Below are 21593 nucleotides of genomic sequence, written 5' to 3'. Positions count from 1 at the left end.
CGGACCGCCCTCCGCCGGGCGTTCAGCGCCGCTTGGGCACCGGCACCCGCATCAGGTCCCTGGCGATGGTCAACTCCCCCGTGAAGCCCGCCGCGCGGGCCTGCCGCTCGAACTCCGCCGGGTCGTCGTAACGCTGCGAGAAGTGCGTCAGCACGAGGTGCCGCACCCCCGCCGACGCCGCCACCTCCGCCGCCTGCCCGGCGGTCAAGTGCCCGTGATCGAGGGCGAGTTGGACGTCCTCGTCCAGGAACGTCGACTCGATCACGAGCATGTCAGCCCCCTCGGCGAGCGCATGGACGCCCTCGCACAGCCGGGTGTCCATGACGAACGCGAACCGCTGGCCGGGGCGCTGCTCGCTCACCTCGTCGAGGGTGACGCCGTTCAGCTCGCCGAGCCGCTGGAGGCGCCCGACGTCCGGTCCGGCGATGCCGTGCGCCGCCAGCCGCTCCGGCAGCATCCGGCGGGAGTCCGGTTCGATGAGGCGGTATCCGTACGACTCGACCGGGTGCGAGAGCTTGCGCGCCTCCAGGACGTACGACGCCGAGCGCTCCAGCTCACCGTCGACGGCCACCGGCCGCTGGACCAGGTGGACCGTCTCCCGGTACGCGGTGGCGTAGCGCAGCCGGTCGAAGAAGTGCTCGCCGCTCGCCGGGTAGTGGGCGGTGACCGGGTGCGGCACCCGGTCGAGGTTGATCCGCTGGATCACCCCGGCCAGGCCGAGCGAGTGGTCGCCGTGGAAGTGCGTGATGCAGATCCGGTGGAGGTCGTGGGCGGCGACCCCGGCGCGCAGCATCTGGCGCTGGGTCCCCTCGCCGGGGTCGAAGAGCAGCCCCTGGCCGTCCCAGCGCAGCACATAGCCGTTGTGGTTGCGGTGCCGTGTGGGGACCTGGCTCGCGGTGCCGAGAACCACCAATTCACGTACGGACACGGTCGCTTACCCGGGGGGCCACTGGAGGCCGCGGCCGCCGAGCACGTGCAGGTGGGCGTGGAAGACGGTCTGGCCCGCGCCGGCGCCGGTGTTGAAGACGACCCGGTAGCCCCTGTCCTCGACCTTGTCATCGGCGGCGACCTCGCGGGACTCACGCAGTATGTCGGCGATGATCTGCGGTTGGGCGGCGGCCAGGCTCGCGGCGTCCGGGTAGTGCACCTTGGGGATCACCAGGACGTGCGTGGGCGCCTGGGGGTTGATGTCGCGGAACGCGACGGTGGTGTCCGTCTCCCGGACGATGGTCGCCGGTACCTCCCCCGCCACGATCTTGCAGAACAGGCAGTCGGCCTGCGGTTCTCCCGCCACCGGCGGCACCTCCCAGGTCTTGGTCGTACGCACGGTGCGCACGGCCTCGGATGCTACCGGGCGGGCCGCACCCGAGGGCCCACCCCACCCCACGCCGCGCGGCTACCCCGCCCCGCACGGCCCGCCCGCACGGGAGCGCCCGCGACCGGCCCCGCCACGGCCGCGACGGCGGATCGGCGCGTGCACGCCTGAGCCGATCCGGCAGCCGCGCGCTAGCTCCAGCGCCCCGTGCGCCCCAGCAGCAGCGCCGTGGCCGCGGTGCCCGCCGTGGAGGTGCGCAGCACGGTCGTCCCCAGGCGGTAGGGCTTGGCGCCGGCCTCGGCGAAGAGGGTGAGCTCCTCCGGGGAGACTCCGCCCTCCGGCCCGACGACGAGCACGATCCGGCCCTCGGCGGGGAGTTCGGCGGTGGCGAGCGGCGAGCTGCCCTCCTCGTGGAGGACGGCCGCGAAATCGGCGTCGGCGAGCAGGGTGGCCACCTGCTTGGTCGTCAGCGGGTCCGCGACCTCGGGGAAGGTCAGCCGTCGCGACTGCTTGCCCGCCTCGCGGGCGGTGGCGCGCCATTTGCCCAGTGACTTGGCGGCCCGCTCGCCCTTCCACTGGGTGACGCAACGCGCCGCCGCCCAGGGCACGATGCCGTCCACCCCGGTCTCGGTCATCGTCTCGACGGCCAGCTCGCCGCGGTCGCCCTTGGGGAGCGCCTGGACGACGGTGATGGTGGGGTTCGGCGGGGCCTCGGTGCGCAGCTCCGTGACCGTGACGGTGAGCCGGTCCTTGCCCTCGACGGCGGCGACCGTGCCGTGCGCGCCCGCACCGTGGCCGTCCGTCAGGACGACCTCCTCACCGACCCGCAGCCGGCGCACCGACACCGCGTGCCGGCCCTCGGGGCCGTCCAGGGTCAGGGTGCCGCCGGCCCGTACGTCCGCGAGCGAATCGACGAGGAATACCGGCGCGGTCATGAGGCGCTGCCGGCGCCCGGGAGGTTCAACGCGGCGCGCGCCGCGTCCAGTTCGACCGCCAGTACTTCCACGAGCCGCGCGGCGGGCAGCTCCCGCGCCAGCCGGTGCCCCTGTCCCGCCCACAGGTTCATGCCCTGCGCGTCGCCCGCCTTGGCCGCGGCCTTGCGCACGGTGGAGGTGAGGTAGTGGACGGCCGGGTAGGCGGCCGGGGCGTACGGGCCGTGCTCGCGCATGAAGCGGTTCACCAGTCCGCGGGCCGGCCGCCCGGAAAAGGCCCGGGTCAACTCCGTGTGCGTGAACAGCGGGTTGGTCAGTGCGTGCTTGTGAAGCGGGTTGGCGCCCGACTCCGGGGTGGCGAGGAAGGCGGTGCCCAGCTGCGCCATGCTCGCCCCGGCGGCCAGCACCGACGCGATCTGCGCCCCGCGCATCAGCCCGCCCGCGGCGATCACCGGGATCTGCACGGCCTCGTGGACCTGGCCGAGCAACGCCAGCAGGCCCAGCCCCGAGCCGGTCCCGTCCGCATGCGGATCGTCCCGGTGGGTGCCCTGGTGGCCGCCGGCCTCCACGCCCTGCACACACACCGCGTCGGCGCCCGACCACTGCGCGGCCTGCGCCTCGGCGGCGGTGGTGACCGTGACGACCGTGTACGTCCCGACCTTGGCGAAGGCGTCGAGGACGGCGCGCGAGGGACAGCCGAAGGTGAAGGACACCACCGGCACCGGGTCGTCCCGCAGGATCGCGAGCTTGGCCTCGTACCCGTCGTCGATGGGCCCGTCGGTGTCACCGAGCTCGGTCTCGTACCAGGTGGCCTCGCCCGCGAGTTGCTCGCGGTAGACCTCGACGACGGAGCCGTCGGCCAGCGAGGGCTGCGGCATGAAGAGATTGACGCCGAAGGGCCGGCCGGTCAGCGACCGCAGCTGTTTGATCTCCTGATACATGCCGTCGGCGGTTTTGTAGCCGGCGGCGAGGAAGCCGAGACCGCCGGCGCCGCAGACGGCGGCGGCCAGCCCGGGTCCTGAGCCGCCTCCCGCCATCGGGGCCTGCACGATCGGGTAGCGGCAGAGATCGGTCAGTGCGGTGGGCATGAGCACATCGTGTCACGCCCACCGCGCCGTTCCGAACCGGGTCCGAGGCCGCTGCGCCGCAGCGGGAACGGCTTCGGTCCCCCGGGCCGACCTGGGGCTATCGCCCGTTGAACGCATCCTTCAGCCGCGAGAACAAGCCCTGCTGCCCCGGCTGGAACTGCCCCGTGGGCCGTTCCTCCCCGCGGAGCTTGGCCAGCCGCCGCAGCACCTCTTCCTGATCGGGGTCGAGCTTGGACGGCGTCATCACCTCGACATGGACGATGAGGTCGCCCCGGCCACCGCCGCGCAGATGCGTCACCCCGCGCTGGTGCAGCGGGATCGACTGGCCGGACTGGGTACCGGGCCGGACATCGATCTCCTCCACCCCGTCCAGTGTCTCCAGCGGACACTTCGTGCCCAGCGCCGCCGCTGTCATCGGGATGGTGACCGTGCAGTGCAGATCGTCGCCGCGCCGCTGGAAGACCGAGTGCGCCAGCTCGTGGATCTCCACATAGAGATCACCGGCGGGGCCGCCGCCGGGGCCGACCTCGCCCTCGCCCGCGAGCTGGATGCGGGTGCCGTTGTCGACACCGGCCGGGATCTTGACGGTCAGCGTGCGGCGGGAGCGGATCCGGCCGTCGCCGGCGCACTCGTGGCACGGGGTCGGTACGACCGTGCCGAAGCCCTGGCACTGCGGGCACGGCCTGGACGTCATGACCTGGCCGAGGAAGGACCGGGTGACCTGCGAGACCTCACCGCGGCCGCGGCACATGTCGCAGGTCTGCGCCGAGGTGCCGGGCGCCGCGCCCTCGCCGCTGCAGGTCGTGCAGACGACGGCGGTGTCGACCTGGAGGTCCTTGGTCGTGCCGAAGGCCGCTTCGTTCAGCTCGATGTCGAGCCGGATCATGGCGTCCTGGCCGCGGCGGGTGCGCGAGCGCGGCCCGCGCTGCGACGCGGTGCCGAAGAACGCGTCCATGATGTCGGAGAAGTTGCCGAAGCCCGCGCCGAAGCCGCCCGCGCCCTGGCCGCCGCCGGCCTGCGAGAGCGGGTCGCCGCCGAGGTCGTAGACCTGCTTCTTCTGCGGGTCCGACAGGACCTCGTAAGCGGCGTTGATCTCCTTGAACCGCTCCTGGGTCTTGGGATCCGGGTTCACGTCCGGGTGCAGCTCACGCGCCAGCCGACGGAAGGCCTTCTTGATCTGGTCCTGCGAGGCATCACGGCTGATGCCGAGGACCGAGTAATAATCCGTGGCCACTTACGACTCCGCGAGGATTTGTCCGACGTAACGTGCCACTGCGCGTACCGCTCCCATCGTTCCGGGGTAGTCCATGCGGGTCGGTCCGACCACGCCGAGTTTGGCGACTGCCTCGTCGCCCGAACCGTAGCCGACCGTGACGACCGATGTGGACGCCAGGCCTTCATGGGCATTCTCATGCCCGATACGTACGGTCATGCCCGAGTCGTTGGCCTCCCCGAGCAGCTTGAGCATCACCACATGCTCCTCAAGGGCCTCCAGCACGGGCCGGATCGTCAGGGGGAAATCGTGCCCGAAGCGCGTGAGATTGGCGGTACCGCCGATCATCAGCCGCTCTTCGGTCTCTTCCACCAAAGTTTCCAGCAACACCGACAGCACTGTCGAGACCGTGCCGCGGTCGTCCTGCTCGAAGGACTCCGGGAGATCCTGCACCAACTGCGGCACATCCGCGAACCGGCGGCCGACGACCCGGCTGTTGAGCCGCGCCCGCAGATCCGCCAGGGAGGTTTCGCCGAACGGTGCCTGGCAGTCGATGATCCGCTGCTCGACCCGGCCGGTGTCCGTGATCAGTACGAGCATCAGCCGGGCCGGGGCCAGGGCCAGCAGCTCGACATGCCGGACCGTGGACCGGGTCAGGGACGGATACTGCACGACGGCGACCTGCCGGGTCAGCTGCGCCAGCAGCCGGACCGTGCGGCCCACCATGTCGTCGAGGTCGACGGCGCCGTCCAGGAAATTCTGGATCGCCCGCCGCTCCGGGCTGGACAGCGGCTTGACGCCGGCCAGCTTGTCGACGAACAGGCGGTAGCCCTTGTCGGTCGGGATCCGCCCGGCGCTGGTGTGCGGCTGGGCGATGAACCCCTCGTCCTCCAGGGCCGCCATGTCGTTGCGGATGGTGGCCGGGGAGACCCCGAGCCGATGGCGTTCGGTGAGCGCCTTGGAGCCGACCGGCTCCTCCGTCCCGACGTAGTCCTGGACGATGGCGCGCAGCACCTCCAGCCTGCGTTCACTGAGCATCCCGCGCACCTCCAGTCCGGCCGTCCGCCGTCTCGTCTCTCCTGGCACTCACACGGGCCGAGTGCCAGACCCTGAGCCAGTGTACGGCCGGGTAGCACGGCTGCGGCAAGGGCGGCCGCGCGGAGTACTCGCCCGATGACCGTGTTCGGTCGATCTGTCGGGCAACGCTATCGCGATGGCGCTAGCGTCTCGGTATGCACACTGCTTGGGAAGAGGCCGGTTGGGAACGACTCGGTGACGGCGTCGCCAGGCGCCGGATGCCGGGCTGGGACGAGACGGTCGGGGTGATCGCCGGGACCACCGGCGTCATGATCGTCGACACCGGCGCGACCCTTCGCGACGGCGCGGATCTGCGCCGGTCGATCCGTGGCGTACTGGGCCGGGAAGTGACGCATGTCGCGCTCACCCATCCGCATTTCGATCATGTCCTGGGCACGGCCGCCTTCGCGGGCGTCGAGGTGTTCGGCGCGGCCGGCCTGGGCGAGTTGCTCCGGCGCGAGAAGGACGAGCTGCGGCGGACCGCGGTCCGCGAGGGCGTCGACGCGGATGCCGCCGCGGAGGCCGCCGATCTGCTCGTCGCCCCGCACCACCACGTGCACGGCCAGCTCACCGTCGAACTCGGCGACCGGCAGGTACTGCTCGCCAACGTCGGCCCCGGACACACCGCCCACGATCTGGCCGTCCTGGTACCGGGCCGGCGCGGGGAAGCGGAGATCGTCTTCTGCGGCGATCTGGTCGAGGAGTCCGGCGAGCCCCAGGCGGGCCCCGACGCGCTGCCCCAGCAGTGGCCCGGCGCCCTGGAGCGGCTGCTGGCCCTCGGCGGCGAGGACGCACGGTACGTTCCCGGCCATGGCGCCGTGGTGGACGCCCCGTTCGTCCGTGCCCAACGCGACGCCCTGGCCGCCTGCTTCGGCGTCGCGCCTTCCTGACCGCCGCCCGTTCCGGCGTCGCCCCTGTCCTGACCACCGCCCGCCCGCCCGACGACTGCATCCCCTGGGGGACGACCCCCGTACCCCCGGCCGATTCACCGACCGCCCCGCAGAAAAACAGAGAACAGGTCCCGCCCGATGCAGAACAGGCGCTACAGCCCCGATCTCACCCCGCCCTGGAAGAAGCAGCGGCCCGCCCCGGAGGTGCCGGCCGATCCCGATCTGGTCGTCGAGGAGGTCACCTCGGGCTTCTGCGGCGCCGTGATCCGCTGCGAGAAGACGGCGCAGGGCCCGACGGTCACCCTGGAGGACCGCTTCGGCAAGCACCGGGTCTTCCCCCTGGAGCCGCGCGGCTTCCTCCTGGAGGGGCGGGTGGTCACGCTCGTACGCCCCCAGGACAGGCCGGCGGCCGCCGCTCCGGCGCGTACGGCATCGGGATCACTCGCCGTGCCCGGCGCCCGCGCACGGGTCGCCCGCGCCGGGCGCGTCTATGTGGAGGGCCGGCACGACGCCGAGCTGGTGGAGCGGGTGTGGGGCGACGACCTGCGCATCGAGGGCGTCGTCGTGGAGTACCTGGAGGGCATCGACGACCTGCCCGCGATCGTCCGCGGCTTCTCCCCCGGCCCGGACGCCCGTCTCGGCGTCCTCGTCGACCATCTCGTGCCCGGCTCGAAGGAGTCGCGTATCGCGGCCGGGGTGACCGGTGCCCATGCGCTGGTGGTGGGCCACCCCTACATCGACATCTGGGAGGCGGTGAAGCCGTCCTCGGTCGGGATTGCGGCCTGGCCGTCCGTCCCGCACGGACAGGACTGGAAGACGGGGGTGTGCCGGGCGCTGGGCTGGCCGGAGAACACGGGGGCCGCCTGGCAGCGGATCCTGTCCTGCGTGCGCTCCTACAAGGACCTGGAGCCGGCGCTGCTGGGGCGGGTGGAGGAGCTGATCGACTTCGTTACGGCCGGCGGTGACGTGTGACGGCGGGGAGGGTCTCGAACTCGGTGGTGTTCAGCTTGACGCCGAGGACATCCAAGGGAACGGGGACTCCGAACTTCGTGGTGCACTCCATCTGGTAGTCGGCTTCCTCTCCGCTGCCCGTCGGTTCGGTGAGCACCACACATTGCCCGGCGGTGGGGTCGATGATCAGGTAGACGGGCACTCTGCCCGCCGCGTAGATCGAGCGCTTGTCGCCATAATCCCGATCGATGCTGGTCTTGGAGACGACCTCCACGAGCAGTGTGACCGCAGGAGCCGGGATGAGCCTGCCGGGGCCTTTCTGAGACCCTCGCTCAAGGACGACGAGATCGGGCTGCGGCTCACTGTTCTCACCAGGGATGGCGATGTCCTGGGTCTGCAGCCGACGCCAGCGATCACGGGGGATCTGGTCCTGCACGGACTCCACGATGTCGTTGTGGACCCGGTCCGGCCCCGCCATCATCACGATGTCCCCCCTGAGGAGCTCGGCTTTGAAACCTTCGGGAACCTCCAGGTTCTCGAAAATCTCGGCAGCGTCAGTGATCAGGCGGTCATCCACAGCGGTCATCTCCGTGGCCCTCCATATCCCGCCGCGTTCATTTGGCGGCAGCCTATGGACAGCGTAGGCAGGCACGCAGCGCACCCGCATCGGTTCACTCGTTCGCGGACATCACGTTCTCAGTCCACCAGATCCCGCACCACCGCGTCCGCCAGCAGCCGCCCCCGGAGCGTCAGCACGGCCCGGCCCGCCTCGTACGGACCGGCCTCCAGCAGTCCGTCGGCCAGCGCACGGGCCGCCGCCCGGGCGCCCGCCGGGGCGAGGATGTCCAGGGGGCAGCCGTCCGAGAGGCGCAGCTCCAGGAGGATGCGCTCCACCCGGCGGTCCTCGTCCGCCAGGATCTCGCGGCCGGCGCCCGGGGAGCGGCCTTCGGTGAGGGCCTGGGCGTAGGCGCCGGGGTGTTTGACGTTCCACCAGCGGACGCCGCCGACGTGGCTGTGGGCGCCGGGGCCCGCGCCCCACCAGTCGGCGCCGGTCCAGTACAGCTCGTTGTGGCGGCAGCGGGCGGCGTCGGTGGTGGCCCAGTTGGAGACCTCGTACCAGGTGAAACCGGCGGCGGCGAGGCGTTCGTCGGCGATGAGGTAGCGGTCGGCATGCACATCGTCGTCGGTCATCGGGACCTCGCCGCGGCGGATCCGGCGGGCCAGCTGGGTGCCCTCCTCGACGATCAGGGCGTACGCGGAGACATGGTCGGGGCCGGCCCCGATCGCGGCGTCGAGGGAGGCGCGCCAGTCGTCGTCGGTCTCGCCGGGGGTGCCGTAGATCAGGTCGAGGTTGACGTGGTCGAAGCCGGCCGCGCGGGCCTCCGCGACACAGGCCTCGGGGCGGCCCGGGGTGTGCGTACGGTCGAGGATCTTCAGGACGTGCTGCCGGGCGCTCTGCATACCGAAGGAGACCCGGTTGAAGCCGCCCGCGAGCAGCCCGTCGAGGTAGCGGGGGTCGACGGACTCCGGGTTGGCCTCGGTGGTGATCTCGGCGCCGGGCGCGAGGCCGAATTCCTCGCGGATGGCGGCGAGCATCCGGCCGAGGTCGGCGGCGGGCAGCAGGGTCGGGGTGCCGCCCCCGACGAAGACCGTCTCGACCGGACGCGGGTCGTCGCCCAGCACCTTGCGGGCCAGCCGGATCTCGTCCACGACGGTGTCGGCGTAGTTGTCGCGGGAGGCCAGGGCGCCGCCGGAGCCGCGCAGCTCGCTCGCGGTGTAGGTGTTGAAGTCGCAGTAGCCGCAGCGGGTCGCGCAGTACGGCACATGCAGATAGAAGCCGAGGGGCCGGCCGGCGGCAGCCGCCGGCGTATGACCGGGCAGCGCCCCGTCCTCGGGCATCGGCTCACCATCAGGCAGTGCGGAAGGCATGGGAACCATTGTCCGTCATGGCGGGGCGGTGCCGGTCCGGGCGCCGGTGTGCCCTACGGCACCCCGTGCCCGGCCGCCTGCAGGACCAGCAGGGCCAGGTCGTCGTCGGGCGGGACCGGGCCGAAGGCGTGGACGGTGTTGCGGATGTGGTCGGCGAGGGCGGTGGCGCCCAGGCCTGCACCCCCGGCGAGGGTGGTGGCCAGACCGTCCTCGTCGTCGAAGAGCCGCCGTCCCGAGCGCCGCTCGGTCACCCCGTCGGTGACGCACAGAAGCGTTTCCCCTGGGCAGAGGTCGAACGATTCACTGACGTACGCGGCGTCCTCCACCACTCCCAGCAGCATCTGCGGCGCCGCGACGACCCGGACCGTGCCGTCCGCGCCCAGCACCAGCGGCAGCGGGTGGCCGGCGCTGGCGAGGGTGCAGCGGGCGCCACCGGAGCCGCCGGGGTAGGGGACGATCTCGCCGTAGAGCAGGGACAGGAACCGGGCCTGTTCGCCCTCCTCGCGGATCTCGACCGGCGCCTCCGCCCCGGCGCCGGCCGCCGCGACCGCCGCCGCGACCGCCGCGACCGAGTCAGCGGCCTCCCGCGCCATGGTCTTGTTGAGCCGGTCGAGCACCGCGGACACCCCGAAGCCGTCACGGGCCAGCAGCCGCAGCACCGGGCGGGCCAGCCCGGTCACCGCGGCCGCCTCGGGGCCGCTGCCGCAGACATCGCCGAGGGCGAAGCACCAGCGGCCGTCCCCGGCGTCGAAGAGGTCCCAGAAGTCGCCGCCCGCCCAGGCCCCCTCGCGCGGTTCGTAGACCACCGCCGACTCCACGCCGGGCACCTGCGCCCGCCCCCGGGGCAGCAGCCGGCGCTGCAGGACCTGGCTGATGCGTTCCTGCCGGCTGTAGGCGCGGGCGGTGGCGACGGCGCGGGCGACCCGGCGGCACAGGTCCTCGATCAGGCCGACCACCTCGTCGGGGAAGTGCAGCAGTCCGCCCCGGCCGAGCAGCAGGGTGCCGAGCCGGCGGCCGCCGGCGACCAGGGGGCAGGCGAGTGCGGCGCCGCCCGCCCCGTAACCGCTCGGTTCGTACGGCCAGGGCCAGGGGGCCGCGCCGGACGCAACGCCGGTCGCGCCGGCGGCCGGCAGTTCCGGCGGCTGCTTCTCCAGCGCCGTACGCAGCGCATCGATCCGGCTCTCGGAGGTGTGCCAGACGCGGGCGAGCCGCTGTTCCTCGCCGTCCGCCGCGATGCCCCGGCCGGGCGCACCGCTGTCGCCGTCGCAGAGCCACACCGCGCACCATTCGGCGAGCCGCGGCACGATCAACTGGGCTGCGAGCGCGGCGACCTGATCGGCGTCGAGCTGGCCGGAGAGCAGATCGGAGGCTTCGGCGAGGAAGGACAGGGCGCCGTTGACGACCTGTTCGGCGTCGTGCTCGGGCCGGGCGGACCGGCGCGGCGCCGGGGCGAGGAGTTCGGCCGCCCGCAGCCCGTGCTGCAGCAGCTGGCCGTCGAAGGCGAGCTCGGGCTCGGGACCGGCGCCGTCCCGGGCACCCACGGGCAGCCGGAACCAGACGGTCTTCATGGCCCGGCGATAGGTGATGCCCCAGGATTCGGCGACCGCACTGATCAGCTGGAGCCCGTGGCCGCCGTTCTCGGCGGCGGCGCTGTCCTCATGGGCGCGGACCGGCTGGGCGGGGTGGTGGTCGGAGACCTCGACGACGAGACCGGGGCCGGGTGTGCCGTCGAGGCCCGCGCCGGGGGCTTCCGCGCACGGCGCCGGGTACGACTCCCCGCTCCGGCTCCCGTAGGGCTCCGCGCCCGGCTCCCGCGCCGGCTCCAGCCGGCAGCGCAACTCGACGGTGGTGCCCGCGTGCACCACCGCATTCGTCACCAACTCGCTGACCAGCAGCACCGCTTCGTCCGCGAGCCGGCCGGCCAGGCTCTCCGCGCCGGGCAGCTCCTGGTCGGCCCAGTCGGCGAACGTGGCCCGGACGAACCGGCGGGCGGCGGCAGCGGCCTGCGGATCACCGGGCAGGCTGGCCCACCGGGAGCGGGCCGCGGCCCCCTCGGCAGGCCCGGCCGCGGGTCCGCCACGGGACCCTCCCGCCCTCGCCATGCGCGTCGCCGTGACGTCGTCCCGTTGAGACGAAGTTGTCGTCCGCATTGAGCAACTCCCGAGCAGCTCCGCTACGGCGCCGTATGCGCCAACGACAGAGTGACAGAACGAGCGCAGCCATAAGCACTGAGTCACAGAAGTGGGTGGTCACAGCGGCCAATTCGGCTGACGCGCCGCGGGAGTTGGCCGACGCGCAGAAAGGGGTGCCCGGGGAGCAGGTACGGACCACTTCAGCGGCAGGCGCAGTTCCCGCCGGCGACCGCAATCACCCGTACGGGCGCGGCGGTACGGGGCGCGCCGACCCGGCCCGCCCCGTACCGCCGCGCCCTGCGGCTACGCCTCGCGCGTGCCGGCGTACATGTCGTCGAGCAGGTCCTTGAACACCCGCTCCACCACGGGCCGCTTGACCTTGAGGCTGGGGGTCACCTCGCCGTGCTCGATGTCCAGGTCACGCGGCAGCAGCCGGAACTTGCGGATCTGCTGCCAGCGCTGCAGCCCCTCGTTGAGCCGCTCGACATAGCCGTCGACCAGCTCGCGGACCTGGTCGGTGGCGACGAGATCGGCGTACTCCTTGCCGGCCAGGCCGTGCTCCTGCGCCCAGGACATGATCGTCGGCTCGTCGAGGGCGATCAGCGCGGTGCAGAAGTTCCGGTTGGCGCCGTGCACCAGCACATTGGAGACGAACGGGCAGACCGCCTTGAACTGGCCCTCGACCTCGGCGGGCGCGATGTACTTCCCGCCCGAGGTCTTGATCAGGTCCTTCTTGCGGTCGGTGATCCGCAGATAGCCGTCAGGGGAGAGCTCGCCGATGTCACCGGTGTGGAACCAGCCGTCCGCCTCCAGGACTTCGGCGGTCTTGTCCGGCAGGCCGTGGTAGCCCTGCATGATGCCGGGGCCGCGCAGCAGGATCTCGCCGTCCTCGGCGATCCGCACCTCGGTGCCGGGCAGCGGCTTGCCGACCGTGCCGGTGCGGTAGGCCTCGCTGGGATTGACGAAGCTGGCGGCGCTGGACTCCGTCAGGCCGTAGCCCTCCAGGATGTGGATGCCGGCGCCGGCGAAGAAGTAGCCGATCTCCGGTGAGAGCGCGGCCGAGCCGGAGACCGCGGCGCGCAGCCGGCCGCCGAACGCCTCCCGCAGCTTGGCGTAGACGAGCGCATCGGCGATCTTGTGCTTGGCGCCGAGCGCGAACGGCACCGAGGCGTTGCCGGTGCGGCGGAAGTTGTCCTGCGAGACCTTGGCGTACTCGCGGGCCACCTCGGCCGCCCACTGGAAGATCTTGTACTTGGCGCCGCCGCCCGCACGGGCCTTGGCCGCGACACCGTTGTAGACCTTCTCGAAGATCCGCGGCACGGCCGCCATGTACGTGGGCCGGACGACCGGCAGATTCTCGATGATCTTGTCGACCCGGCCGTCGACGGCGATCACATGACCGGCCGCGATCTGGCCCGCGGTGAGCACCTTGCCGAAGACGTGCGCCAGCGGCAGCCAGAGGTACTGCACGTCCTCCTCGGAGATCATGCCGGTCGACGGGATCGCGCGCGCCATGTACGACCAGCAGTCGTGCGGCAGCTGTACGCCCTTGGGGCGGCCGGTGGTCCCGGAGGTGTAGATCAGCGTCGCCAGCTGGTCGGCGCGCAGTGCGGCAACCCGCTCCTTGACGCACTCCGGGTGGTCCTCCAGATAGGCGGTGCCGCGCTTCTCCAGCTCGGCCAGGGTGAGCACCCAGCCCTCCGGATCGCCCTCGGCCGGCTCCACGCCCGCCTCGTCGATGACGACGACATGCGCCAGCTCGGGCAGCTCCGCGCGCCGCTCGCGCGCCTTGGCGAGCTGCCCGGCATCCTCCGCGATCAGCACCCGGCTGCCGGAGTCGGCCAGGATGTAGGCGGTCTCCTCGACGTTGGTGCTGGGGTAGACCGTGGTGGTGGCGGCGCCGGAGCAGAGCACACCGAGGTCGGCGAGGATCCACTCGACGCGGGTGTTGGCGGCCAGCGCCACCCGCTCCTCGGGCAGTATGCCGAGCGCGATGAGCCCGGCGGCCACGGCGTAGACGCGGTCCGCGGCCTGGGCCCAGCTGATCGCCTTCCAGTCGTCCGCCCCCTGTCCGGAAGCGGCCGGGACCGGATAGCGATAGGCCTCTATATCGGGCGTGGCCGCAACCCGTTCCAGGAAGAGCTGCGCCACTGAAGGCGGCCGGTTTTCGATCAGCGTGTGGGTGTCCGTCACGGCGTCCTCCGGGGCCCGCTTCGATGCTGGTGACTCGCGAGTAACCTTTGAGCAGTGATCAGACTAGAGCGCGATGCGCCGACGCGTAAGGGGCTAAGGCCGACTGGTTCAGGATGTGACCAGTGAGATAGGTGTACGTAGCACGCGCAACGACCGATAGTGAGCCGCCCCGAGGGCCCGTACCGGCCACGCCGGGTGGGAGAGATCACACCATCCGCAGGCCACGCCGCGCGCCGCACTCCGCATTCACCCCGGTGAGCTGGGGAAAGCCGACAGGGCGCCGGCCCCCTCCATGGGGACCGGCGCCCTGTTTCCTGCCCTGTGGCCGCTCCGCCCGGCGGCTTCCGGGCCCGGCGAACGGCCTTCGCGGGCGACGCGTTACTTCTTCGCCTTCGCATCGCCGTCGGAGTCCGAGGACAGCACCGCGATGAAAGCCTCCTGCGGGACCTCCACGCTGCCGACCATCTTCATCCGCTTCTTGCCTTCCTTCTGCTTCTCCAGCAGCTTCCGCTTACGGGAGATGTCACCGCCGTAGCACTTCGCGAGGACGTCCTTGCGGATGGCGCGGACCGTCTCACGGGCGATGACCCGGCTGCCGATGGCGGCCTGGATCGGCACCTCGAAGCTCTGCCGCGGAATCAGCTCCCGCAGCTTGGCGACCAGCCGCACGCCGTACGCGTACGCCTTGTCCTTGTGGCAGATCGCCGAGAACGCGTCGACCTTGTCGCCGTGCAGCAGGATGTCGACCTTCACCAGGTCGGCGACCTGCTCGCCGGTGGGCTCGTAATCCAGCGAGGCATAGCCACGGGTCTTGGACTTGAGCTGGTCGAAGAAGTCGAAGACGACCTCGGCGAGCGGGAGGGTGTAGCGGATCTCGACGCGGTCCTCGGAGAGGTAGTCCATGCCGAGGAGGTTGCCGCGGCGGTTCTGGCACAGCTCCATGATCGAGCCGATGAACTCGCTCGGCGCCAGGATCGTGCCCCGTACGACCGGCTCGTGCACCCTGTCGATCTTGCCCGTCGGGAACTCGCTCGGGTTGGTGACCTCGTGCTCGGCCCCGTCCTCCATATCGACGCGGTAGACCACGTTCGGCGCGGTGGCGATCAGTTCGAGGCCGAACTCGCGCTCCAGACGCTCGCGGATGACCTCCAGATGCAGCAGGCCCAGGAAGCCGACGCGGAAGCCGAAGCCCAGGGCCGCGGAGGTCTCCGGTTCGTAGACCAGCGCGGCATCGTTGAGCTGCAGCTTGTCCAGTGCCTCGCGCAGCTCCGGGTAGTCCGAGCCGTCCAGGGGATACAGACCGGAGAACACCATCGGCTTGGGGTCCTTGTAGCCGCCCAGCGGCTCCTCGGCACCCTTGTTGAGCTGGGTGATCGTGTCACCCACCTTGGACTGTCGGACGTCCTTCACGCCGGTGATCAGGTAGCCCACCTCGCCGACGGACAGCCCGTCGGCCGCCTTCATCTCCGGGGAGTTCGTGCCGATCTCCAGGAGCTCGTGAGCGGCGCCGGTCGACATCATCCTGATGCGCTCGCGCTTGCCGAGCGTGCCGTCGACGACCTTCACGTAGGTCACGACACCGCGGTAGGCGTCGTAGACCGAGTCGAAGATCATCGCGCGGGCGGGCGCGTCCTTGACGCCGACCGGGGCCGGCACCTCGCGGACGACCTTGTTCAGCAGCTCGGCCACGCCGACGCCGGTCTTGGCGGAGACCCTGAGGACGTCCTCGGGCTCGCAGCCGACCAGATTGGCCAGCTCGGCGGCGAACTTCTCGGGCTGCGCGGCCGGCAGATCGATCTTGTTGAGGACGGGAATGATCGTGAGGTCGTGCTCCATCGCCAGGTAGAGGTTGGCGAGGGTCTGGGCCTCGATGCCCTGAGCGGCGTCGACGAGAAGGACGCAGCCCTCGCACGCGGCGAGCGAGCGGGAGACCTCGTAGGTGAAGTCGACGTGGCCCGGGGTGTCGATCATGTTGAGGATGTGGGTCGTACCACTTCCCTCTTCACCCTCGGTGGGGTCCCAGGGCAGCCGGACCGCCTGGGACTTGATCGTGATGCCGCGCTCGCGCTCGATGTCCATGCGGTCGAGGTACTGCGCGCGCATCTGCCGCTGGTCGACGACACCGGTGAGCTGGAGCATCCGGTCGGCGAGCGTCGACTTGCCGTGGTCGATGTGCGCGATGATGCAGAAGTTACGGAGGAGGGCCGGATCGGTACGGCTCGGCTCCGGCACGTTCGTAGGGGTCGCGGGCACGCAGGGTCCATTCAGTGAACGCGGGTAGGCGGGACTCGGGTATATGACGTCTCCCCCATCGTCCCATGAGCGAGGGGCTCGGTCCGGTTTGGGCGGGGCGAGGTGGGGTTCGGGGGCTTCGGGCGGACGCTTCGGGGGCGGGGGCGGGTGCTTCGGGGCGGGGCAGCGGGGCAGCGGGGCAGCGGGGCAGCGGGGCAGCGGGGCAGCGGGGCAGCGGCCGAGGGTGGGTCGCTTCCGGGCGGGGGCTCGGCGGCGCTCGGGCGGTGGGCCCGGTCCGGTTTGGGAGGCCGTCGACCCTGCTGGTAGCCTGGTCTACTGCGCTTCGTGCCCTCTCAGGTGCGCGGCGCAACTCGAAACTCCAACGAACCTGAAAAGGCTCTTTCGTGGCGAACATCAAGTCCCAGATGAAGCGGATCAAGACCAACGAGAAGGCTCGTCAGCGCAACAAGGCTGTCAAGTCCACTCTGAAGACCGCGATCCGTCGCACCCGCGAGGCCGTGGAGGCCGGTGACCTGCAGAAGGCCACCGCCGCCCAGGCCGAGGCCGGCAAGAAGCTCGACAAGGCCGTCAGCAAGGGTGTCATCCACAAGAACGCCGCCGCCAACAAGAAGTCGGCGCTGGCGACGAAGGTCGCGTCCCTCAAGGCCTGACCTTCCTTCCGGCGAAGATCATCGGCCTGACCAGGTCTGATCTTCGTCCACCGCAGAACCTGTAGTACCCCTGTCGGCAGGGACCCAGCGGCCCCTCTCTCCGCTCCCTGACCGATGCACCACCGCGCCGCACACGGCCTGCGTTCGCCACGCGGGTGCGGCGCACCCGGCCCACTCGGCGTACACCGCCGACCAAGCCGCAACAGCTTGATACGAAGGCCCCGCCTCCCCCCTTCCCCAGGGGCGAGGCGGGGCCTTCTTTCATGGGGCTTCTGCCGTTGAGCTTCTGTCGCTGGGTTTCTGTCGCTGGGTTTCTGTCGCTGGGTTTCTGTCGCTGGGTTTCTGCCGTTGGGTTTCTGCCGTTGGGTTTCTTTCGTTGCGGCTTGGTCGGCAGGGGCTTTGCCGTCGGGGGTTTCGGTGGGGGGTTCCCGTGGACGTTCCCGTGAGCTTTCACTGTGGGGCTTCGTTGTGAGTTTTCGTTGTGGAGCTCTACTTGTGGGTGGCTTTGCACGGGACTTTTGGTGCGGGCCTTTCACATGGGGCCTTTGTTGTGGAGTTCTGTTGCGAAGCCCTTTTTCCGGGGCCATTGTTTGTGGGGAACTGTTGTCGAGACCTGTTGTCGAGACCTGTTGACGGTGGGGTGTTGTTGCGGAGCTGCGTTGCAGGGCTCCGGTTGCGGGGCCTTTGTTTGCCGGGCCTCTGTTTGCAGGGCACTTGATAGGCGGCTACTGGAATGGGGCGGCGGTGGCGTGGGCTTGCGGTGGGGCAGGTGGGGCCGTACCTCGGTCTGCTCGCCGTGGGAGAAATTCCGTGCCGCAGAGCCGGGTTCGCTTTTCGGGGGGTCCGCTACGCTGCGGCCATGTCGATATCGGGGGACCAGAACAATCCATACGGCCAGCCGCAGCCCAACCCATACGGTCAGGTGCCCGCACCCCAGAATCCGGTGCCCACACAGCAGAATCCCTACGCACAACAGGCCATGCCGCAGGGACAGGCCGGCGGATACGGCTATCCGGCACCCGGCGTACCCGCCCCGCCGGTGGGGCCGCCCACCGCGGCACCTGTAGCGGCACCCGGCGGCGCGGGCCGCGGTATGTCCAGCTGGCTCTGGGCCGTCGGCGGGGTGGTTGCCGCGTCCGCGATCTGGGGCTCCGTGTTGTTCGCCACCGGGGGCTTCTCCTCCGAGTCCAGCCCCGACCTCGCGGGCTACGCCTACACCGGCGATCTGTGTGCGGACACCTCGATGACGCCCTTCGAGAACGCGCACTACAAGACCAAGGCGAACACCGGAACCGCCTCGAAGGACGCCAACCCGCAGCACAGCGGCGCCCAGCTGACGTCCCTGGACACGATGACGTGCAACGTCTCGTTCGAGCAGGACACCGCAAGCAGCTCCGCCTACTCCTCCACCTGGCTCTACAACACCGCCACGCTGCACCGGGAGACCGACCCGGCACCGGAGTTCGCCGACGGCTACCGCTCGTACGAGAAGCAGGACACCTCGGTCGGCTACAAGGTCGATGCCGTGCCGGGAATCGGTGACGAGGCCTATCTGGTGACCCGGAAGGACGAGGGCAGCACGAGCAGCAGCTCGTATGTGATCCTCGGCGTCCGGGACGGCTGGATGACGTACCAGTCGACATGGTCGAGCTATGCGTCGAGCAGCAGCGGCGGCAAGCAGCCGACCGCCGCCGAGGTGGCCACGATGCTGAAGACCAGCGCGACGGAGACACTCCAGCGACTGCAGAACTCACGGTCCCGGTGAGCGTCGCTCCGCAGGGAGCAGCGGGCCGCGGGGGCAGCGGGCGCCCCTGGCGGTTGACGGCCTGATGGTTGACGCCCGACGGCCCAACGGCCTGACGGCCCGACGGCCCGACGGTTGATCGTCGCGGCGGTTGGCCTCGGCGCGAGTGGTCGCAGTTGGGTTGCCGTGGCGATTGATCGTCGCCGCGGTGATTGATGGTCATTGTGGCGATTGGTCATCGCCATCGTGATCGGCGCCGCGGCGATTGATCGCGATGCAACGGGGTCGATGACGGCCGGCCTGCCTCTGCCCGCTGCGACCGCGCGGGTGCGCCGACGGGAGGGCCGCGGCCGCTACTTCACCGCGAGCGGGCCGCCCGGGCAATCGCCACGACGGCCTTCTCCAGGGCGTACCCGGGGTCGTCCCCGCCGCCCTTCACCCCCGCGTCGGCCGCCGCCACCGCGCGCAGCGCCGTGGCCACGCCGTCCGCCGACCAGCCGCGCATCTGCTGCCGTACCCGGTCGATCTTCCAGGGCGGCATGCCCAGTTCGCGGGCGAGGTCGCCGGGGCGGGCACCGCGCGGGGCGGAGGCCAGCTTGCCGATGGCGCGTACGCCCTGGGCGAGCGCGCTGGTGATCATGACGGGGGCGACGCCGGTGGCGATCGCCCAGCGCAGTGCCTCCAGCGCCTCGGCGGCCCGGCCCTCGACGGCACGGTCCGCGACGGTGAAGCTCGATGCCTCGGCCCGGCCGGTGTAGTAGCGCGCGACCACGGACTCGTCGATGGTGCCTTCGACGTCGGCGGTCAGCTGCGAACAGGCCGAGGCCAGCTCACGCAGATCGCTGCCGATCGCATCGACCAGCGACTGGCAGGCCTCGGGCGTCGCCGAACGCCCGACCGCACGGAACTCGCCCCGCACAAAGGCCAGCCGGTCGGCCGGCTTGGTCATCTTGGGGCAGGCCACTTCCCGTGCCCCGGCCTTACGGGCAGCGTCCAGCAGACCCTTCCCCTTGGCACCGCCGGCGTGCAGCAGCACCAGCGTGATCTCCTCGGCGGGCGAGCCGAGGTACGCCTTGACGTCCTTGATGGTGTCCGCGGAAAGATCCTGGGCGGCGCGCACCACGACGACCTTGCGCTCGGCGAAGAGGGAGGGGCTGGTCAGCTCGGCCAAGGTGCCGGGCTGGAGCTGTTCGGGAGCGAGGTCGCGCACATCGGTGTCCGCATCGGCCGCCCGGGCAGCCGCCACCACCTGCTGCACCGCGCGATCCAGCAGCAGGTCTTCCTGGCCCACCGCGATCGTGACGGGGGCGAGCGGGTCGTCTTGAGCTGTCTTCCTGGCCATCGCGTCCAGCATCCCACGCCCCACTGACAGCCCCGCCCGGACCGCTCCGGGGCCCTGCCGGACCGGAGCGCCAACCCCTTGTCGGACAATGGCCGGGTGAATGATGCTGCCCCACACCCACCACACCTCCGGCATGTACTGGTACTGCCCGACCGCGACGCCGCGGAGGAGGTGGCCGAGGCCCTGGCCGAACGCTTCGGTGTCGCCGAGGAGCCCCAGCTCGTACGGGACGCCCTGGCCGGTGAGGACGACGCCGAGGACGCCCAGTGGCTGGTGGTGGTCGAAGACCCGGACGCCGCCCATGACCCGGCGCGGCTGCATGACCTCGCGGCCGAGTACGACGGTTGGCGCGAGGCCGAGTAACGACGGGCCGCGGGGGCCGCGGACCTAAGCGCCGCTCCCGGGCGCCGGCACCCCGCCGACCTCGGGCTCCCGCTCCAGAACAATCCCGAAGTGCTCCCGGTAGACGGCGAGAACCTCGTCCCCGCCCACCTGGCGTTCGTCGCGTGCACCATCCGTCCTGGTGGTCACGAGCGTACGTCCGGAGAGCGTGACCCGACCGGTCTCGGTCAGCCGTGAGCACACCAGGGACTGGGTGAAGTGCGACGTGGGCGAGGTCCGGTGCCACCAGCATCCGGCCTCGAAGTCCGCGTAGACACGAGGACGTTGCTCCAGGCGGTACTGCGGATCGCCGTCCCGCAGGACATCGAGGTCCCCCTCACCCGTCTCCTCGATCCGGAACACACCCCCGGGATCGGCCTGCTCGGCACGGCTGTCCCAGCGCAGCGGAAAGTGGCTGTGCCTGCCGAAGCCCACGTCCGCAAGCCATGGCCCGCTCGGCGTCCGGACGCGCAGTACAAGGTGGTCATACGGAATCCCGAGCCCGTCGGCGCCGAACACCCGGGCCGAGAGCAGCTCGACCTCATAACCGAGCGCGCCCAGGAGCATGGCGAAAGCGCCGTTGAGCTCATAGCAGAAGCCGCCCCGCCGAGCGCCGACGATCTTGTCCAGCAACGGCTGTTCCGCGAGCACGATCTCTTCGCCGAGGTGGATGGAGAGGTTCTCGAAGGGGACCGTACGCAAATGGCTGAGGTGCAGCGCACGCAGCGCCTCGGCATCGGGGGAGGTGGGGCCCTCGGCGCCGATCCGGGTGAGGTAGGCGTCAGCGGCAGCGATGTCCATCAGGTGTGGGTCCTCTCCGAGGCGAACCAGCGGCGGGTCCGTTCCACCGCCGAGGCGGGCGTGGCGGCAAGCACCTCGGCGAGGGTCTGTGCGGCCAGCTCACGTCGCCAGGCCAGCTCGGCCTTGCGCATCGCCGTGGAGATCCCACAAGGCCGTCCGAACTCCCTCCCGGATCCCCCGGATCCCCCGGGCCCCCCGGACGCCTCGGCGCCGGCTCCTCGCCGGCGGATCTCGGTGCACCGAAAGGCGTCTTCGGTGCCCTCGATCGCGGCGACGACATCCATGAGGGTGATCCGTTCCGGTGGCCGCGCCAACTGGAAACCGCCCCGCGCGCCGGGGGTGGAGCTCAGGATCCCGGCCCGGACCAGCGCCTGTAGCCGCTTGTTCAAGTAGGCCGCCGGCAACTCGAACGAAGCCGCCAGCCGAGCGGTGGACACGGGTCCACCCTCTTCGAGCCCGGCCAGCGCCACACAGCAGTGCAGGCTCCACTCGACGCCTTCACTCATCCTCATGATCTGGAGCCTACAGATCATGATTCAACGGCTCTCCGCGATGCGTACGGCCTGTCGTGAGGCATCCCCTCCCTGACGCGATGCATCCGGCCTTTCGTGATGCGTCCGGCCTGCCGTCCGTGATGCGTCCGGCCTGTCGTGATGCGTCCGGCCCGGGTCGCCTGCTTGCCCCATCGGGTCTGCTGCACGG

The 21593-nt window shown here is 71.0% G+C and carries 19 protein-coding genes; 5 read left to right on the top strand and 14 right to left on the bottom strand.

From position 1 onward, the window contains the following. Positions 1-22 precede the first annotated feature (22 nt). From ACWGI6_RS24955 to hrcA, 6 genes are all read right to left on the bottom strand, one after another. Positions 23-928: a ribonuclease Z gene (locus tag ACWGI6_RS24955; RefSeq protein WP_453269566.1), complete on the bottom strand. Its 906-nt coding sequence runs from the start codon at positions 926-928 to the stop codon at positions 23-25. A 6-nt stretch (positions 929-934) separates the two neighbouring features. Continuing rightward, positions 935-1294, bottom strand: coding sequence for a histidine triad nucleotide-binding protein (locus tag ACWGI6_RS24950; RefSeq protein WP_453269596.1), 360 nt, complete (start codon positions 1292-1294; stop codon positions 935-937). Positions 1295-1506: 212 nt separating this feature from the next. Continuing rightward, on the bottom strand, positions 1507-2250 hold the full coding sequence (locus tag ACWGI6_RS24945) for a 16S rRNA (uracil(1498)-N(3))-methyltransferase (RefSeq protein ID WP_453269565.1): 744 nt from the start codon (positions 2248-2250) through the stop codon (positions 1507-1509). Then, positions 2247-3335, bottom strand: a complete 1089-nt coding sequence (locus ACWGI6_RS24940) for a nitronate monooxygenase (RefSeq protein WP_453269564.1) — start codon at positions 3333-3335, stop codon at positions 2247-2249. The genes ACWGI6_RS24945 and ACWGI6_RS24940 overlap by 4 nt, the downstream gene beginning before the upstream one ends. Before the next feature lie 97 nt (positions 3336-3432). Beyond that, positions 3433-4569 carry a molecular chaperone DnaJ gene (gene dnaJ, locus ACWGI6_RS24935; RefSeq protein WP_453269563.1) on the bottom strand — a complete coding sequence of 379 codons (1137 nt, stop codon included), beginning with the start codon at positions 4567-4569 and terminating at the stop codon, positions 3433-3435. Next, entirely contained in the window at positions 4570-5586 is a 1017-nt protein-coding gene (gene hrcA / locus ACWGI6_RS24930) for a heat-inducible transcriptional repressor HrcA (protein WP_393905496.1), read from the bottom strand. Between the two features lie 194 nt (positions 5587-5780). Here hrcA and ACWGI6_RS24925 point away from each other — a divergent pair, with 194 nt between their 5' ends. Both ACWGI6_RS24925 and ACWGI6_RS24920 read left to right on the top strand, forming a co-directional pair. Beyond that, positions 5781-6515, top strand: a complete 735-nt coding sequence (locus tag ACWGI6_RS24925) for an MBL fold metallo-hydrolase (protein WP_453269562.1) — start codon at positions 5781-5783, stop codon at positions 6513-6515. Between the two features lie 138 nt (positions 6516-6653). Beyond that, a complete protein-coding gene (locus ACWGI6_RS24920; RefSeq protein ID WP_453269561.1) occupies positions 6654-7487 on the top strand; it encodes a DUF3097 domain-containing protein in 834 nt (277 codons plus the stop codon). On the opposite strand, the gene ACWGI6_RS24915 is transcribed toward ACWGI6_RS24920, so the two are convergent. The 5 genes from ACWGI6_RS24915 to lepA all read right to left on the bottom strand — a co-directional run bounded on the left by ACWGI6_RS24915 (position 7465) and on the right by lepA (position 15973). Then, the gene (locus ACWGI6_RS24915) at positions 7465-8052 is read right to left on the bottom strand and encodes a Uma2 family endonuclease (RefSeq protein WP_453269560.1); all 588 of its coding nucleotides are present in this window, start codon (positions 8050-8052) and stop codon (positions 7465-7467) included. The genes ACWGI6_RS24920 and ACWGI6_RS24915 overlap by 23 nt on opposite strands. A 110-nt stretch (positions 8053-8162) precedes the next feature. Beyond that, on the bottom strand, positions 8163-9395 hold the full coding sequence (hemW, locus tag ACWGI6_RS24910) for a radical SAM family heme chaperone HemW (protein WP_453269559.1): 1233 nt from the start codon (positions 9393-9395) through the stop codon (positions 8163-8165). A gap of 53 nt (positions 9396-9448) precedes the next feature. Continuing rightward, positions 9449-11497 carry a SpoIIE family protein phosphatase gene (locus tag ACWGI6_RS24905; RefSeq protein ID WP_453269558.1) on the bottom strand — a complete coding sequence of 683 codons (2049 nt, stop codon included), beginning with the start codon at positions 11495-11497 and terminating at the stop codon, positions 9449-9451. Between the two features lie 333 nt (positions 11498-11830). Beyond that, a complete protein-coding gene (locus ACWGI6_RS24900) occupies positions 11831-13720 on the bottom strand; it encodes an AMP-dependent synthetase/ligase (RefSeq protein ID WP_453269557.1) in 1890 nt (629 codons plus the stop codon). Positions 13721-14098: 378 nt separating this feature from the next. After that, positions 14099-15973 carry a translation elongation factor 4 gene (gene lepA, locus ACWGI6_RS24895; protein ID WP_453269556.1) on the bottom strand — a complete coding sequence of 625 codons (1875 nt, stop codon included), beginning with the start codon at positions 15971-15973 and terminating at the stop codon, positions 14099-14101. A 383-nt stretch (positions 15974-16356) separates the two neighbouring features. Between lepA and rpsT the strand changes: the two genes are divergently transcribed. After that, positions 16357-16623: a 30S ribosomal protein S20 gene (gene rpsT, locus ACWGI6_RS24890; RefSeq protein WP_453269555.1), complete on the top strand. Its 267-nt coding sequence runs from the start codon at positions 16357-16359 to the stop codon at positions 16621-16623. Between the two features lie 859 nt (positions 16624-17482). Next, positions 17483-18388, top strand: a complete 906-nt coding sequence (locus ACWGI6_RS24885; RefSeq protein WP_453269554.1) for a hypothetical protein — start codon at positions 17483-17485, stop codon at positions 18386-18388. 337 nt (positions 18389-18725) lie between these two features. Here ACWGI6_RS24885 and holA read toward each other — a convergent pair whose 3' ends face one another. Beyond that, positions 18726-19709, bottom strand: a complete 984-nt coding sequence (holA, locus tag ACWGI6_RS24880; RefSeq protein WP_453269553.1) for a DNA polymerase III subunit delta — start codon at positions 19707-19709, stop codon at positions 18726-18728. A gap of 96 nt (positions 19710-19805) precedes the next feature. Here holA and ACWGI6_RS24875 point away from each other — a divergent pair, with 96 nt between their 5' ends. Next, a complete protein-coding gene (locus tag ACWGI6_RS24875; RefSeq protein ID WP_453269552.1) occupies positions 19806-20072 on the top strand; it encodes a hypothetical protein in 267 nt (88 codons plus the stop codon). 24 nt (positions 20073-20096) lie between these two features. Here the strand turns inward: ACWGI6_RS24875 and ACWGI6_RS24870 are convergent, their stop codons facing one another. After that, complete coding sequence (locus ACWGI6_RS24870) at positions 20097-20891, bottom strand: arylamine N-acetyltransferase family protein (protein ID WP_453269551.1); 795 nt, start codon at positions 20889-20891, stop codon at positions 20097-20099. After that, on the bottom strand, positions 20891-21403 hold the full coding sequence (locus ACWGI6_RS24865; protein ID WP_453269550.1) for an RrF2 family transcriptional regulator: 513 nt from the start codon (positions 21401-21403) through the stop codon (positions 20891-20893). The genes ACWGI6_RS24870 and ACWGI6_RS24865 overlap by 1 nt, the downstream gene beginning before the upstream one ends. Positions 21404-21593 lie beyond the last annotated feature (190 nt).

It is taken from the genome of Streptomyces sp. NPDC054786 (assembly GCF_053611685.1).
Note: the sequence above shows the minus strand (reverse complement) of the source record. Positions and strands in the feature narration are given on the sequence as shown.